Raw genomic sequence first — 16,807 nt, 5'->3', positions numbered from 1 at the left:
AAAGAAACTGGGAATAGAATGTATAAGTCATATAAAATTAGAACTACCTTCAGCAGGGTAGTTCTTATTTTACGTTAGACGTAACTTCGTATTAAATTTAAACTGCGACATAACAGCGAAGCTTCGCTCCGGTAGAATACTTCGCTTTCACCACTCCGGCTACAAGGTCAACATCTGTTCAAGCTAAAGCTTTCACAGTGTTTCCTTTGTTGGGGCACGGTTCCCCTAGAAGTCTACGTATTTTGCCTGCGCTAATAGGCGTTTGGTGTTTCGTGTTTGTTAAAATTAAGAGGGTCAACCAAATACGTATGAATCAACTTCAACCCAGCGAGGGAAATACATGGAGACTCCAGCGGGTCACCGGCTAAAACCGGCCACGTCCTGTGGCCAACGCCGGTACTAGAACGTCCTGTTCGTCGAAGCAACAGCTGAAAATCCCGCAGGAAGTGGTTTTCTTCCGAGGAAGTTGAAGCGTTGCCCGGCGGCAAAGGAGACACTGCGAAAGTATGAGCAGATGTCGTACTTGCACCCGGAGCGGTGAAAGCGGAATGTATTTCCAGAGCGAAGCTTGAGTTACGTCGCAGTTTATATCAACTTTGATAGATTCCCATCTTAATTCGTTCAAAGTTTTAGTTGAGTCTCAGTCTCCACTCATTTTACTAGGTTAATCTGTTCATATTGCTTATACAAATCATTAAGTGCAGATGCCAATGCATTACCTGCCTTACCCAGATAGTGCTCTTTTACTTCACGGACAGGCTTTTCGATTCCGTCCTGCAGACTGTATCCACGTAGCAGCTGTTGGACGAATTCTCTTCCGTGCTCAGTTGCAAGTGTACAATTTGCCACTACAATAACACCATATTTTTTATCAATTTCAGCGGTAATGGTTAACGTTTCATACATACTTCTTGCAGCCATTCCTGAAGGCAGCTTTGCATGCCCTGCTATAAAGACTGTATTCATGTATCCATTCCCCTTTAACTAGTAGTCTGGTCCTCGGTAGCCCAGCTTTCGTGAGATTGTTTCAGACGTTTTCATTGTGCTGGCTTTAAGTATCTCAAGATTTTCACCTTCGAAATGACTGGACAGTCCGCTGACAGCAAGCGCTGCTGCAATCTGATTGCGGTGGTCATAGATCGGATAGGATATCCCGGTTGTATCTGCATCTTGCTCGCCTACACTATAAGCATAACCTTCCTGTCTGATTGTTTCCAGTTGTTTTATCAGCTGTTGCTTATCAATCGGCTCATTGTCACCAAGACTGTAAAGTTCTTTTTCACCGAGAACTTCTTTCTGGCGCTCTTTCGGCATATGAGCAAGCAGCATCTTTGGACCAGAGCCTATATATAGTGGGGAACTTTTTCCTACCCTCGTGTATAGTCTCAGTGCACGTGAGCTGTCAACCTTCTCTATGTAAGTTGCCTCATTGTGATTGGCGATAACTAGATGAATCACCTCATTGATTTCCCTTGCAAGTTTTTCCATATGTGGCAGAGCAATCGTTCTTACCTCAAGCTGATCGGCAACAATTTGTCCCAGTTCTAGCAGTTTAAGCCCTAGCCGGTATTTACTATCATGTTCAGTATCCTTTGTTTTGTACAAAAAATCATTGTCCACAAGTGCCGACAGCAGCCTATACGCTGTGGGTTTGGGTATTTCAGCCATCCTAGCAATTTCCCTGAGTGTCAATTCGGGGGTTTCAACTGTAAAGTAATTCAATAATTTCAATGCTTTCATTACACTCTGGTTCATTTCAAAACTCCTCAGTGCTGCTAATTAATCATTAATGGGAAGTAATAAGGCTGCCACAGTGAAGGCAGCCCCTAATTTCAGTCTTTTTAAACTAAATCTTCACATGTTCTTTCTCTGTGCTCTCCGTTTCATGAATATGGACATTTCTCTTAGCCATTTCCTTCATATAATATTCACCTGGAACACACTGTTCGGGCGGGTATACCCCTGTTTTACTTATTGTACCATTACCAATCATTTGAGCAACGACTGAAATAGTGTTTGCAGTTGCACGTGCCATCGCAGTAACATTGCTAGCTCTATCCTTATAAGTAGTCATTTCGTACTCATATGTCGTTGGCCTTCCGTTTTTCTTACCGGAAACCTTAATACGCAGAAGCACCGCATCGTCTTTGTCCTTTAAATCTACAATAGGATCTAGAACTTTCAACAGAACTTCACGCGGGCTGACTTTCTCTCCGTTCACATCGACTTCATAACCCATCTTTGTAAGGTTCAGGTCTACCAGAAGCTTAAATTTCTCCGCATGACCCGGATATCGGATTGTTTTATATTCCAGCGTTTTCAGCTGTGGATAAGAAATCGAGAGTGTTGATGTACCTCCTGATGTATGGAATGCTTCGAGTGGACCGAATTTCTCAAAATGTACTCTTTCCACCTCAGACAATGAAGGTATCTCCTGTTTGATTCCATTCCGGACGATTAGGGATGGATCTGTGTAATGGTCAAAAACACCTTCCATCGAAAACACATGGTTATATTCCAAAGGAGGTTCAGGTCTAACCGGAATACCCCCTACATACAGTTTGATTTCCTCTAGCTTATCGAGCTTTCCAGCACCGTGCCCGGATAAAATATTAATCATGCCAGGCGCAACCCCCAAGTCCGGAATCAGTGTAACTCCTGCTGCTGCGGCGTCTTCTTTAAGCGCCAGTACGCGGTCAGTCATATGCCCGATATGCCCACCAAGATCCACAGAATTCACGCCTACTTCTATTGCAGTTTTTGCGACCCTTTCATTAAAAGAATAAAACAGGGCATTAATGATTACATCGAATCTGCGCATATAATTGGCCAGTTCCTGATCATCGCTTGCGTCCACCTGATAGGCTGTAAGTTTATCAAAACTCAATTGGTCACATACCTGCTGTGCCCTGGACAAATCGATATCTGCAAGCCCCACTGCTGTTACTCCCTCGCTGCCTGCCAGGTCACGCGCAGCTTCCTTCCCCATCAACCCTGATCCAAGTACACCAATTTTCATATATTCCACCACTCCCTGTATATAGTTTTATAGGTTATCACCCAGCCGGAGATTATCCCTGGCCGGGAGATATACTGTGTCCGCTATTCCACGTCGATTTGGGCACGCTGCAGTTTACCACTGAAGTCCACATATACGGCTTTCCATTCCGTGAACACATCAAGTGCCTGAACGCCGGAATCCCGGTGCCCGTTCCCTGTTCCTTTTGTGCCGCCAAATGGCAGATGTATTTCAGCACCAGTTGTGCCGGCATTTACATAAACAATCCCTGTATCCAAATCACGCTGTGCTTTGAATACTTTGTTTACATCGCTTGTGAAAATAGAGCTAGAAAGCCCGTATGACACGCCATTGTTAACTTCAATAGCCTCTTCAAAGCTTTTTACAGGAATCAGGGAGACAACAGGCCCGAAAATTTCCTCCTGTGCAATACGCATCTCAGGTGTTGCATCAGTGAATAATGTCGGGGCAAAGTAGTTCCCGCCGGCATGGTTATCTTCCGTTAACTCATAACCACCGGCAAGCAGTTTAGCTCCTTCTTCCTTACCTATTTCGATATACTTTTTAATTTTTTCCAGCCCTGATTCATTGATGATTGGACCGACCTTAATGGATTCATCCAGACCGTCACCAATTGTAAGTTTCTCCATTTCGGCAAGCAGACGTTCTTGAAGGGTCTCTTTCACATCTTCGTGGACAATTACCCGGCTGCATGCAGTACAGCGCTGACCACTAGTTCCGAACGCACTCCAAAGAATACCTTCCACTGCCAGACTTAAATCAGCATCGTCCATTACAATCACCGCGTTTTTACCGCCCATTTCAAGGGAAACCTTTTTCAGTTGTTCACCACATTTACTTGCAATGCTGCGTCCTGTATCATTGGACCCAGTGAACGAAATAACACGGATATCTTTATGATTAACCATCGCATCTCCGACAGTTGAGCCCTTACCGAATACTACGTTGATGATACCTTTTGGTAATCCGGCTTCCTCAAATATTTTTGCCAGTTCATACGCCATGATTGGTGTCTCAGTAGCTGGTTTCCACACTACAGCATTACCCGCAACAATTGCAGGGAATGATTTCCATGTGGCAATAGCAATCGGGAAATTCCAAGGTGTTATGATCCCAACTACACCTACAGGACAACGCTGACTCATGGCGAATTTATCCTTTAATTCAGCAGGCGTGGTTTGCCCGAACAATCGGCGTCCTTCACCTGCCATATAGAATGCCATATCAATACCTTCCTGTACTTCCCCGCGTGCTTCCTCAATAACTTTCCCATTCTCCATAGTCAGGAGCTGTGAAAGGCGTTCTTTACGTTCTTTCATAATCTGTCCTACTCGGTACAGTACTTCCGCACGCTGTGGTGCTGGGACCTGCGCCCATTCTTTCTGCGCTTTCTTGGCAGATTCCACTGCAGAGTTAACAGCCGCTCCTTCCGACAATGGTACCTCCACAATTGTTTTCCCGTTTGCAGGATTGACTACCGCTGTAGTCTCTTTTACCTCTACCCATTCACCATTAATAAAGTTCTTCAGTTTGTCAGCTTTAAGCAATGTTTCAGCCATAACTATTACCTCCTTAAAAATATGTGCTTAATCTCAAAACTATTTATTAGCACGATTCCGCAATTGGGAAATCGTGGATGAAATAGAAATTTGTTCTTTATCGGTTAAAATCTCGATGACTGTCGGTCTATTGGTGTTTAATGCCGCTGTCAATGCCTCTTCAAATTGTTCTGGTTGAGTCACCTGATAACCTTCTGCACCAACACTGACAGCAAGATCCCGGAAAGAGACATTCCCAAGGTCTGTTCCGATAACTTTTTTGGGATAATGAATTTCCTGATGCATCCGGATGGTACCGTACATCTGGTTATTAAATACAAGACTAATAACTGGAATGTTATATCGTACGGCTGTTTCCAGTTCCTGAATGGTCATCATGAATCCTCCATCACCTGAGAGGGAAACGACCTTTTTATCAGGAGAAGCGAGTTTGGCTCCCAATGCTGCCGGCATTCCATAACCCATTGCCCCCGAGGTTGGCCCGGTATAGGTGTGTTTGTGTTTAAAGGGATAGAATGCATGAAGCCAGCCGGCAAAATTACCCGCATCATTGGTAATCAGCGAGTCATCAGGCAGCATTTTTTCCAACATTGCTATAATATGCTTGTTGATCACGTCATTATGCGAAACTTCCAATTTACTTACAGATTCATAGGACTCACGTCGTTTTTGGACCCAAGCGCTCCAGGTGGTATCTAAGTCAATGTCCATTAATCCCTCCAGTGCCTCCCGAGCGTCCGCTACAATTCCAATATCAGGAACATGGACCTTGCCAATAGATTGATAGTCTATATCTATATGAATCAGCTTTTTGTCAGGTGTGATTATGGAATAATCCTGCGTCGTCACTTCGGAAAGCCGTGTACCCATAGCAAGAATGATATCTGCTTCTTTTATCGTTTCTAATATCTGTTTATTGGTGCCAAGCCCAAGATGTCCCAGATATAGCGGATGGTCATTTGGAAATACATCATGCCGCCGGAATGCCGCTATCACTGGAATCGAATGTTTCTCTGCAAGACGGAGTAATTGATCCTCCCCTTCAGCACTTTTTACGCCACCTCCAGCTATTATTATGGGCTTTTCAGCTTCTGCAAGGCTTTCCTCTACTGCTATTACTTCCTGACGGGAGGGTCTGGGTGTTGGTCTTACCGTTGCCGGACCGAACCGCATTTCCCCGGTCACTGGCAATACATCCTCCGGCAATGAAACAATCACGGGGCCGGGTCTGCCGGTACGGGCGATCCGCAATGCACGCTGGACAATTTCCGGCATTCGTTCCGCATCGGTTACTTCCACTGCCCATTTGGCGATATGCTGAAAGTACCGATCCAGATCAACTTCCTGAAACCCCTCCCTTCCACGAAACTTACTATGTACCTGCCCCAGAAAAACGACCATTGGGGTGGAATCCTGAAATGCAGTGTGAACTCCTATGGAAAGATTGGCCGCGCCGACTCCCCGAGTTGCAAGTACAACTCCTGGCTTGAGAGCTGACTTGGCATAACCTTCAGCCATAAAGGCTGCTCCACCTTCATGTCTAGCAGATATAACACTTATTTCACTCTCATCATGGAGTGCATCAAGGACAGGCAGGTAACTTTCACCAGGAACACAAAAAACGTTTGATATTCCCTCCAGCTTCAGGCACTCCACAATGGCCTGGGCAGCTGTCATTGTCTTAACCATCCGTTTGTTCTGTGCTGTCTTCATTCAGTTTGCCCCCCCTTCAGTTTCATTCTCTTCATACGGGATATTACTTCATCGAGGCGCTCTGAGGGAACGGTAAGTGCTATTCGTACAAACCCTTCACCACGTTCACCAAACGCATTGCCGGGTGTCACAATAACATGTGCATCTTCCAGAATACGGTTGGCAAATGACATGGAAGTATGGCCCTCAGGCACCCTGGCCCAAAGAAAAATCGTACCTCTTGGCTTATCCGCATGGATTCCAAGTTTGTTCAACGCCTGGTGCATTTTTTCCATACGCTCCTGAAACACTTTGTTATTTGCCGCCACTGCCGTAAAGTCACTTCTCAGCGCGGCAGCAGCGGCCTTTTGAACAGGGAGAAACTGGGACGTGTCAATATTGCTCTTCAGTGTTGCCAGCGCCTTAACAACCTCTTTATTACCTACCAGGTAACCAATCCTCCAGCCGGTCATGTTAAATGTTTTGGACAATGAACCAAATTCGACTGCGTAATCCTTTGCCCCGGGTACCTGAAGGACACTTGGTGACTTATAATCCTCAAAAGTGACCATGTCATACGCCGCGTCATTCACCACAAGCAAATTATTTCTTTTCGCAAATGTAACCGCTTGCAAAAAAGTGTCGAATTCTGCGGTAGCCGCTGTCGGATTGCCCGGGTAATTTAAAAGTAGCAGCTTTGCCTGCTGGACGGCAGTTTTGTTTACCTGGTCAAACAATGGGGCATAACCGTTATCCGGATCCAGCGGGAGGGGAATGCCATTCCCACCTGCAAGATGAACAGCCGTACGATAGACAGGATAACCTGGGTCTGGAATCAACACAGAGTCCCCATGATTGATAGTAGCATGCATCAGATTGGCGATACCTTCCTTTGAACCGATAAGCGTAAGAATCTCTGTTTCAGGATTGAGTTCAACCTGATATTGCTTCCGGTAAAAGTCAGCGACCGCTTTCCTGAACTCGCTACACCCACTGTAAGTTGAATAGCGGTGATTAGATATAATTCTGGATTCCTCTGCAAGCTTATCAATTACGAAGTCCGGGGTCGGCAAATCAGGTGCTCCGATTCCCAGGTCAATTACATCCGCCCCCTTTGCTTCAAGTTCTTTCTTCTTACGTTGGAACTCGGAAAACAAATAAGGTGGCAGATTCTTAACTTTTTCAGAAACAAAAGCCATCTCAGATCCTCCCTGTTTCAAATAATGAAACACCATTTCATATAACTACCACCAGTATAAATCAGATTTTCCAAATTTGCAAACGTTTACAATTTACAGATTTTGAATGTGTTAATCTGCTAAAGCCTTATCAGCAGAATCAGCGCTGGTAGGTTTATTCAGCACCCCATAAAGAACAGCCAACCCGACAATCACGGCGATTAACCCGATCCATACACTTCCGGTGAGACCGAGCAGAAGGTAACCGACTGAAGAGATACCGGCCGCTGTAAGCGCGTATGGCAGCTGGGTTGTAACATGATCAATATGATGACAGCTCGATCCTGTTGAAGAAAGTATAGTTGTATCCGAAATTGGTGAACAGTGATCCCCGAAAACAGCACCTGCAAGTACCGCTGCCAACATCGGCAGTAGAAGGTTTATATCGGTTGAAGCTGCAATCTGTCCAGCGATCGGAAGCAGAATTCCAAACGATCCCCAGGAGGTCCCAGTTGCAAAAGCAATAAGACCGGCGATGATAAAGACAATTAAAGGCAACAGTGTAAGACTTAAATTTGAGGACTCCACTATACCAGCTAGGTATTCTCCAGTTTTTAACTTACCGATCAAAAATGCGATGGACCACGCAAAAATCAGTATAGAAAACCCTGGAAGCATTGATTTTATTCCTTCAACAAACCCCATACTAAAATGTTTTCCAGATAAATCACCTTTCGTGACGTGCCGGAAAAAATAGGCGAGTGTAACAAGTAAACCAAACAGCCCTCCATATAACAGGGATTCAGCTACTGCTGCACTTCCAAAGATGTTAATTAAAGTTGCCTCTCCTTCAACTGCACCAAGACCGGTCCAGAACATAAAGCCAATTACGCCGACGAACAATGCGGCGATTGGGATAACTAAATCACCGACACTTCCGGAATCGCTCGATGGCAAATTTGTCTCCGTGTCCACATTTTCTTTTTTGCGTGGATCAAGTACTTGCCCACTAGCTAATGCCCGCTGTTCGTGTGCCTTCATTGGTCCAAAGTCGGCCTGGCGAAGAGCCATAATAAGTACCATGCCCAAAGAAGCCCATACATAAAAGTTCATAGGAATTATTTGCATAAATGCACCAAAAGCAGTTAAATCTGTAACGCTCTGTGTTGCAAGTATTGTACCTATTATTCCAATTATATAAGCCCCCCAGCTGGAAACAGGTGACACCACACAAACCGGTGCTGCTGTGGAATCAACAACATAAGCAAGCTTCGCCCGTGATACCCGATGTTTATCTGTAACCGGTTTGGCAACCTGCCCCACAGTAAGACTGTTAAAGTAATCATCCACGAACACAATAATTCCAAGAACCATTGTCATGATTTGGGCACCTGCCCGGGTTTTCACCCGCTTGATCATCCAGTCACCAAATGCCTTTGTTCCCCCCATCATACTTATAAACGCGGTGATGATACCAAGCATTAATACAAACAGAAGAATGTACACATTCCAGGTATTCAGGGCGCCATCCGCTACAAATGTACCTTTAAACGACTGCCAGATCAGCGAGAGCGTCCCGCCCATGTTAAAACTAGCTGCAAACAGGGCTGCTGCAACAATTCCGATCCCTAAAGAAAGCAGGACACGTTTTGTAATCAGCACCATTACAATCGCCAATAACGGTGGGACCAATGACCAAATTGTATTCTCCATCTAAATCCTCCTTTGTCTTTTGGCTTTCAATAATCCGTTCAATCTATTAAATCCCTCTATTTTCCTCACCTCCTTTATACCTTTTTAATCACATTCGGACTATTTAAATAATTCTCTATCTGTTTCTAAAATCCTTCTTTGTACCGAAATAATCAGGTTATGTTCCAATCAAGTCTCAAACACTGTTATGATATGGTTAGTCAAAAATTTCAGAATGAGGTGTTTTAGAATGAATACAAATATCAAACAAGCACAGGAACTAGATCAGCAGGATACCTTACATCATTTTAGAAGTGAATTTTACATACCGGAAAAAAGTATTTATCTAGATGGAAACTCACTTGGCCTTTTATCAAAACGTGCCGAAAAAGCTATCGATGCTGCCGTCCAATCCTGGAAAGACTACGCCATTGATGGATGGACAGAAGGAGAAAATCCATGGTACTACCTCTCCGAAAACCTGGGCGTCATGTCAGCTCCATTGATTGGAGCTGAACCTGATGAAATAGTTGTAACCGGATCGACCACAACTAATCTTCATCAGCTTACAGCAACTTTTTATAAGCCAGAAGGAAAAAAAACAAAAATACTCGCCGATGAACTAAACTTTCCCTCTGATATATATGCACTGAAAAGCCAATTAAAACTTAAGGGTTACAACCCGGATGAACATCTTATTCAAGTGCAAAGCAGTGACGGACATACATTACGAACGGAAGATATAGTTGCAAAAATGTCTGATGAAATAGCGTTAATCGTTTTGCCAGGTGTATTGTACCGAAGCGGTCAGGTATTGGATATGAAGACACTGACAAAAGAAGCTCATCAACGGGGAATACTTATTGGCTTTGATCTCTGCCATTCCATTGGATCCATTCCCCACTCATTATCCGAATGGGATGTCGATTTCGCCTTCTGGTGTACCTATAAGCACCTGAATGCTGGGCCTGGAAGTGTTGCAGGACTATACGTAAATAGAAAACACTTTGGCACCGAGCCGGGTCTCGCCGGATGGTTCAGTTCAGCAAAAGAGAAACAATTTGATATGGACCATACACTTACACCCGCTGAAAATGCCGGCGCATATCAGATTGGCACACCTCATCTGTTGAGTCTTGCCCCATTACTCGGTTCCTTAGAAATGTTTGAAGAAGCAGGCATGGAAGAAATCCGCCGGAAGTCACTCCGTCTGACTGGTTACCTGATGGAACTGATTGAGAATGAGCTTGGCGGCTATGAATTCAAGATTGCCAACCCGAAAGATGAAACAACCCGGGGCGGGCATGTTCTTTTAGAGCATAAAGAAGCAGCGAGGATTTGCCGAGCACTTAAAGCCGATGGTGTGGTGCCTGATTTCCGGAAACCAGATGGAATCCGACTTGCTCCTGTAGCGTTGTATAACAGTTTTGAAGATGTATGGAAATCCGTTCAGATTCTAAAAAGAATTATGGATGAAGAAAAATTTAAGAAATACGAAAACAAACGGGGGGTTATCGCATAATGAATAATAAGAGCTGGATTGATATCTCTCAACCATTAACAAATGACATGGCACACTTTCCGGGCGATACACCTTTCAATTATTCGCTTACCTATACAAAAGAGCAAACCGGTTCGGTAAACATTGGCCAAATAACAGCAAGTGTTCATACCGGCACACATGTGGATGCTCCGTTCCATTATGATTCAGATGGAAAAACAATCGACCAGCTTGGGCTTGACCTTTATGTGGGGCCAGCAAAAGTTGTGGATGTCAGTAATACGGAGAGAATAACTACGGATACGCTGAAGGAATTCGACCTGGATGGCATTACACGAGTATTACTGCGGACGTCTTTGCCAAATAACGCAAAAGTCTTCCCTGAAAAAACACCCTATCTTGACCCGGGCATTGCTGCTTACCTGTATGAACAGGGTGTGCGTCTGATCGGCGTTGATATGCCATCCGTTGATGCCCCTGACAGCAAGGATCTTGCAACCCACCATGCACTATATGAATATAATATTTTTATCCTGGAAAACCTGATGCTTGATCATGTAAAATCAGGAAATTATGAACTGATTGCCCTTCCACTTGCAATCGAGGGAAGTGACGGAAGCCCGGTCCGAGCAGCAATACGTCCGATTGACGAAAGGAGAACTGACCATGAGTGAAAAGCCATTCAAAAATGAGAAAGATATTCATACTGACTTTATGGACGATATGACCTACGGGGATTATCTGCAGCTTGACCAGCTCCTGTCCAGCCAGAAACGGCTTTCCGGCCATCACGATGAGATGCTATTCATTATTATTCATCATGTCAGTGAACTGTGGCTCAAGCTGATTATTCATGAAACCCAAGCAGCAATTACTGCTATTCAGCAAGATGAACTGCAGGCGTCATTTAAAATGCTTGCGCGGGTTTCCAAAATCCAGTCACAGATTATCCAAGCATGGGATGTACTGTCCACCCTAACACCAGCTGAATATATGGAATTCCGTGATAAGCTTGGAAATGCATCAGGCTTTCAGTCGGATCAATATAGACTCGTTGAATTTGTGCTCGGCTATAAGACACCACACATTTTGAAAATCTATAAAAAGAATCCTGAGCTGTATGATACGCTGCTAAAAGCGTACGAACAACCGGGGCTATATGATGTTTCGATTCAAGCACTTGCGAGGAACGGATTTGCCATTAATCCAGATGTACTAAATCGCGATTTCTCCAAAACATATCAGGGTGATTCATCAGTTGAAGCTGCTTGGCTTGAGGTCTATCGGAATGTGGATGAGCACTGGGAACTTTATCAACTTGCTGAAAAGCTGGTAGACATCGAGGATTGGTTTCAGCAGTGGCGATTCCGCCATATGAAAACGGTTGAGCGGATAATCGGGCACAAACAGGGAACCGGCGGCTCTTCAGGTGTAGGCTATCTGAAACAGGTCCTTGATCATTACTTTTTCCCTGAGCTTTGGAATATCAGAACAAAAATTTAAATTGTCCTGATACATTCATAAATGATATACTTCTAATTAAATTTATAGATTCAGTGAGGTGGACAGACATATGAAAGAAGAACGAGATCAATGGGCATCCAGACTGGGGTTTATTTTATCCTCTGCTGGGGCTGCAATCGGTTTGGGGGCAATTTGGAAGTTTCCGTACATGACCGGGATGAATGGTGGAGGAGCATTTTTCCTCTTGTTTATTGCCTTCACTTTAATAATCGGACTTCCCCTGCTGATTGCTGAATTTGTGATAGGACGCGGAGCCCAGCGGGAGGCAATTAGTGCCTATAAGAAGCTAGCTCCAAAAAGTGGGTGGTCGATTATCGGCCATTGGGGTGTATTTGGATCGTTTGTCCTCCTCTCCTTTTACAGTGTAGTCGGAGGTTGGGTTTTAATCTACAGCGCCCTGTCGATTCCTGGACTTATCATCAAAGAAAATTCCAATTATGAACAGTTATTTGGAATGATTACCACCAACCCTTTGGTGACAATCGCAGGTCTTGGACTATTTTTGATTATTAATATTCTGGTGGTTTCACTTGGAATCAAAGATGGGATTGAAAAATCGAGTAAAGTACTGATGCCCCTGCTATTCGTATTTTTTATTGTCCTGGTTTTACGGTCAGTAACATTTGAGGGTGCTGCAGCCGGATTAAATTTCTTTTTACAACCGGACTTTTCTAAAATAACAGGCGAGAGTATTCTTTATGCTCTTGGTCAATCTTTCTTCTCTTTAGCAGTAGGATTTTCGGTAATGGTGACATACAGTTCCTACCTTGGAAAAGATATAAGCCTGCCATTTGCCGCAGGGTCGGTATCGATTATGAATATTTTTGTATCACTGCTTGCAGGGTTGGCGATTTTCCCGGTCGTATTCTCATTCGGACTTGAGCCTGCTGAAGGACCGGGACTGCTGTTCATGGTGTTACCGGCTGCGTTTGCGCAAATGCCGTTTGGCGAAGTGTTTCTGAGTCTCTTTTTACTGCTGTTCTTATTCGCCGTACTAACTTCTTCGTTCAGCATGCTTGAGATTATTACTTCAGCGTTTACCGAGAAAAAGAACCGCTCCCGTGTTAAAGTTGCTTGGCTTACAGGTCTAGTAGTATTTATCGCTGGAATCCCTGCTGCTCTTTCATCCAGCAGCCTTTCCGGTTTTAAAATATTCAACCTGACAGTTTTTGATGCGAGTGATTTCCTGGTAAGTAATATTCTTCTCCCTGGAGGCTGTCTGCTGATTGCATTGTTCATCGGTTTCCGGCTGGATCAATCTTTAATGAAGCAGGAGTTTTCATATGCAAACAGCCTGTCTGGCGGAAGTTACCAACTATGGTTCCAGATTATGCGGTGGCTTGTTCCAATAACCATAATAATAGTTTTCCTGGGTTCATTAGGAATACTGTAACGCTTAAAGAGCCTGGGACAAAAGTATATAAGCAATAGAATAACCCGAACTATCTTCAATTTCTCAATAAGTATTTGAAGTAGTTCGGGTTTTTTCGTTTAAAAATCTATAAGCTGCAAAATAGTTGCCTTGTTGATTTCCGCTCCGGCAGAAAATCTTCCTTTTAAAAAAGCATCCGGCAAAACAATTCTGCGGGATGCTTTACTAGTATTATTGTTCGGACTGGGCTGCTGTAATCAGTGCGAGTTTGTAACCATCGTCAGAACTGCAGCCTCGTGATAAATCGTTCACCGGCTTCATTACTTCGCAGCTTCTATCAACTTTGAATTGAAATTCAACTACAAAAAGTTAACATTATAATCTAGAAAGCAATGTTTTAGTTATATTCCAGCCTCTTTTTTTTAGCGTGATTATTCCATCCGGATAAGGGGAAATTAACAATGTAAAGGAGGTATAACCAATGGCAAAAAAGATAGTGGTGGTCGGTGGTGTCGGCGGTGGTTCCACTGTAGCTGCACAAATTCGCCGGATGGATCAGGAAGCAGAAATTACGTTGTTCGATAAAGGCGGTTACATAGCTTTCTCCAATTGTGGAATGCCTTATTATGTTGGTGGCACAGTCAGGAAACGGGAGCATTTACTTCGGGATACCAACGATTTTGCCAAAAAGTATAATGTTGACGTACGTACCCATACCGAAGTAATTTCAATTGAACGCGAAAAAAAGCGTGTTTCGCACAAAAAGAATGATGAAGTTTTTCATGAACCGTACGATAAACTGATTCTTTCTCCCGGTGCCTCCGCGGTGAAGCCTCCGCTTGATGGATTGAATCCGGACCGGACTTTTTCTTTGCATACCATTCCGGATATGGATGCTATCTATTCACATATTGAGAAAATCAAGCCAAAGACCTGTGCGATAATCGGGGCTGGTTTCATCGGTCTTGAAATGGTTGAGAACCTGACCGCTATCGGGATAAATTGTACGGTTATCGACCGATCCAGCCAGGTAATGAAATTGGTTGATGAAGATATGGCCGGAATCATCCAGGACCATCTGAAAGCAAAAAATATAGAACTGAGATTGAATGATGGGCTGGAATCTTTTAAAAATAACGGAGCCACACTGATGCTGAACAGTGGTAAAGTTATTCAGGCAGATATGACTATCCTGGCAATTGGAATCAAGCCGAACACAGAGCTTGCCAACGGAAGTTCACTGGAATTGGGCGAAACTGGAGCAATTAGGGTGAACGAATATATGCAGACAAACGATCCTGACATTTACGCGCTTGGGGATGTTGTAGAAACTCCAGACTACCTGACCGGAACCCCCCGCCATGTTGCGCTCGCTTGGCCTGCACATCGTCAGGCATATATAATTGCGAACCATTTAACAGGTTCGGAAATCGCTTATAAAGGCACACAAGGATCGGCTATATTTAAGGTGTTCGACTTAAGTGTGGCAGTAACAGGATACAATCAGGCGGCACTGGATGAACTTGATATCCGCTACAAAGAAGTTAGTCATGAAGCGCTCTCCAGGGCAGGATATTATCCCGGTGCTGAAAAAGTCTGTATTAAAGTTATTTTTGATGCGAAAGACGGGAGAATCTATGGTGCGCAGGTAATAGGTGAGGATGGTGTTCATAAACGCCTTGCAGTGATTGCCACCGCAATGAAAGGCGGCCTTTCTGTCATCGATCTTGCTGAACTGGAACTTGCCTATGCCCCTCCATACTCCACTCCAAAAGATCCTGTAAATGTAATAGGTTACAAAGCAGCGAAAATTCTGGGTAAAGAATAAAGCAAGCAGCCAATAGACGGCTGCTTGCTTCTTAATTCTAGTTATTTCCCCGATTATTTTTATTATTAGCTTTCTCGGCCTTCTGTTGATTTTTTTCAGCTTTTCTTTCTGCTTTTTCCTCTGCACGTTCGGCTTTTTCTTCTGCTTTTTCACGAGCACGTTCAGCTTTTTCCTCAGCTTTTTCACGTGCACGCTCTGCTTTCTCTTCAGCTTTTTCACGGGCGCGCTCTGCCTTTTCTGCTGCTTTTTCAGCTTCTGCTTCAGCAGCTTCCTCGGCTTCGATATCCCGCTCATCGTTTTTAGCCATAACAGTAGTTACTGCAGTCTCTTCTACTGTAACCTCTTCTTCATTTGTTTCCTCTGTTGGTGCTGTCACAACTGTCTCAGTGTTCTCTTCTTTATTTTCTGTAGCGTTTTCTTCGCCATCATCAGATTCAGCAGGCTCTTCTGTCTGCTCATCTTGTTCTGTATCCTCTTCTACCTTGCCAGCACGCTTTTCAATTTTAGCTGCTAGTTTGGCAAATGACTTCTGAATGTTTTTCATGATTGCTGCCTGGGCTTTCGGATTCTCAATTTTAGCTAGCACAGCTGAAAGTGCATCAATATTATTAGCAAGATTGATCCTCACCTGATCTGTTTCTTCCTCGTTTTCTTCTTCAGCAACTACTTCTTTACTTGCATCTGTTTCCTCGGTTTGTGTATCTTCTTCAACTACTTCTTCTTGTTCAGTTGAATCCTCTGTCGTAGGGTCTTCAGTAGACTCTGTGCCTTCTTCTGATGCAGCTTCTTCCCCAGCCGTTTCTTCAGTGCCGGTTAACGTTTCTTCTGCCTTTTCATGTGTTTCAATCGCTTTTTCCAAAAGTTCTACTGCTTCTTCCGTTTTACCAGCAGCGATTAATGCATTGGCTTCAGCAATACGCTCTGCTGCAATTTCGGCAAGCAGTTGGCTTTCTTTATAATCATCAAAAGTTAGTGCAAGTTGAATGTTTTCTTTGATGACTTTAACAAAGTAAAAAAAGTCACCAGGAATCAGATTGGAAGACAGTGACTCCTCTTTCTCAACAGTCTCCTCATCACTTGTCTCTTCAGTTGTTTGTTCTTCTTCCCCATCAGTTTCAGTGTTTTCTTCTGATGTGCTTTCCTGCGTATCAGTGACCTCAGTTGCTTGTTCTTCTTCTTCAATAATGATTGTGTCGTCATTTTCTTCAGCAAAAACAGCGCTTGCCGCTCCTGTCCCGAATGTGAATGACCCAACAAGCAATGTACTTGTCGCTAGTTTAGTGATTTTTATGGATAGTGCCATAAAAATAATTCCTCCCCTATGTATAATTTCAGTACATTATTCGGGTGGACAGTTCGGTTTTTGTGTGTCTATGTAATATTTTCGTAAATATACTGAAAAATACCTAGTAGGTTGTCGG

The 16,807-nt window shown here is 43.8% G+C and carries 13 protein-coding genes; 5 read left to right on the top strand and 8 right to left on the bottom strand.

Translation table 11 applies throughout. The annotated features are described in order from the left end of the window. Positions 1-651: 651 nt before the first annotated feature. The 7 genes from ACFO3D_RS01060 to ACFO3D_RS01030 form a co-directional block, all read right to left on the bottom strand. Entirely contained in the window at positions 652-966 is a 315-nt protein-coding gene (locus tag ACFO3D_RS01060) for a DUF3870 domain-containing protein (RefSeq protein WP_390292726.1), read from the bottom strand. Positions 967-984: 18 nt separating this feature from the next. Beyond that, positions 985-1,755, bottom strand: coding sequence for an IclR family transcriptional regulator (locus ACFO3D_RS01055; protein ID WP_390292725.1), 771 nt, complete (start codon positions 1,753-1,755; stop codon positions 985-987). A gap of 91 nt (positions 1,756-1,846) precedes the next feature. Next, positions 1,847-3,019 carry a saccharopine dehydrogenase family protein gene (locus ACFO3D_RS01050; protein WP_390292724.1) on the bottom strand — a complete coding sequence of 391 codons (1,173 nt, stop codon included), beginning with the start codon at positions 3,017-3,019 and terminating at the stop codon, positions 1,847-1,849. Positions 3,020-3,102: 83 nt separating this feature from the next. After that, the gene (locus tag ACFO3D_RS01045) at positions 3,103-4,599 is read right to left on the bottom strand and encodes an aldehyde dehydrogenase family protein (protein WP_390292723.1); all 1,497 of its coding nucleotides are present in this window, start codon (positions 4,597-4,599) and stop codon (positions 3,103-3,105) included. Positions 4,600-4,638: 39 nt separating this feature from the next. After that, positions 4,639-6,312: a thiamine pyrophosphate-binding protein gene (locus ACFO3D_RS01040; protein ID WP_390292722.1), complete on the bottom strand. Its 1,674-nt coding sequence runs from the start codon at positions 6,310-6,312 to the stop codon at positions 4,639-4,641. Further along, positions 6,309-7,490, bottom strand: a complete 1,182-nt coding sequence (locus ACFO3D_RS01035; protein WP_390292721.1) for an LL-diaminopimelate aminotransferase — start codon at positions 7,488-7,490, stop codon at positions 6,309-6,311. The genes ACFO3D_RS01040 and ACFO3D_RS01035 overlap by 4 nt, the downstream gene beginning before the upstream one ends. A gap of 111 nt (positions 7,491-7,601) precedes the next feature. Continuing rightward, positions 7,602-9,182: a Na+/H+ antiporter NhaC family protein gene (locus tag ACFO3D_RS01030; RefSeq protein WP_390292720.1), complete on the bottom strand. Its 1,581-nt coding sequence runs from the start codon at positions 9,180-9,182 to the stop codon at positions 7,602-7,604. Between the two features lie 229 nt (positions 9,183-9,411). Here ACFO3D_RS01030 and kynU point away from each other — a divergent pair, with 229 nt between their 5' ends. The 5 genes from kynU (at position 9,412) to ACFO3D_RS01005 (ending at position 15,386) form a co-directional block, all read left to right on the top strand. Further along, the gene (gene kynU / locus ACFO3D_RS01025) at positions 9,412-10,683 is read left to right on the top strand and encodes a kynureninase (RefSeq protein ID WP_390292719.1); all 1,272 of its coding nucleotides are present in this window, start codon (positions 9,412-9,414) and stop codon (positions 10,681-10,683) included. Then, positions 10,683-11,336: an arylformamidase gene (kynB, locus tag ACFO3D_RS01020; protein WP_390292717.1), complete on the top strand. Its 654-nt coding sequence runs from the start codon at positions 10,683-10,685 to the stop codon at positions 11,334-11,336. Before kynU ends, kynB begins: the two co-directional genes overlap by 1 nt. After that, positions 11,329-12,165, top strand: a complete 837-nt coding sequence (gene kynA / locus ACFO3D_RS01015; RefSeq protein WP_390292716.1) for a tryptophan 2,3-dioxygenase — start codon at positions 11,329-11,331, stop codon at positions 12,163-12,165. Before kynB ends, kynA begins: the two co-directional genes overlap by 8 nt. A 70-nt stretch (positions 12,166-12,235) precedes the next feature. Continuing rightward, positions 12,236-13,579, top strand: coding sequence for a sodium-dependent transporter (locus tag ACFO3D_RS01010; RefSeq protein WP_390292715.1), 1,344 nt, complete (start codon positions 12,236-12,238; stop codon positions 13,577-13,579). A 460-nt stretch (positions 13,580-14,039) separates the two neighbouring features. Further along, positions 14,040-15,386 carry a CoA-disulfide reductase gene (locus ACFO3D_RS01005; RefSeq protein ID WP_390292713.1) on the top strand — a complete coding sequence of 449 codons (1,347 nt, stop codon included), beginning with the start codon at positions 14,040-14,042 and terminating at the stop codon, positions 15,384-15,386. A gap of 37 nt (positions 15,387-15,423) precedes the next feature. Here ACFO3D_RS01005 and ACFO3D_RS01000 read toward each other — a convergent pair whose 3' ends face one another. After that, positions 15,424-16,689 (bottom strand): DUF5667 domain-containing protein, encoded by a 1,266-nt coding sequence (locus ACFO3D_RS01000; protein ID WP_390292712.1) that lies wholly within the window; start codon positions 16,687-16,689, stop codon positions 15,424-15,426. Positions 16,690-16,807 lie beyond the last annotated feature (118 nt).

It is taken from the genome of Virgibacillus kekensis, from assembly GCF_042654125.1.
Lineage (GTDB): Bacteria > Bacillota > Bacilli > Bacillales > Amphibacillaceae > Lentibacillus > Lentibacillus kekensis.
This window is presented reverse-complemented; position numbering and strand designations above follow the sequence as displayed.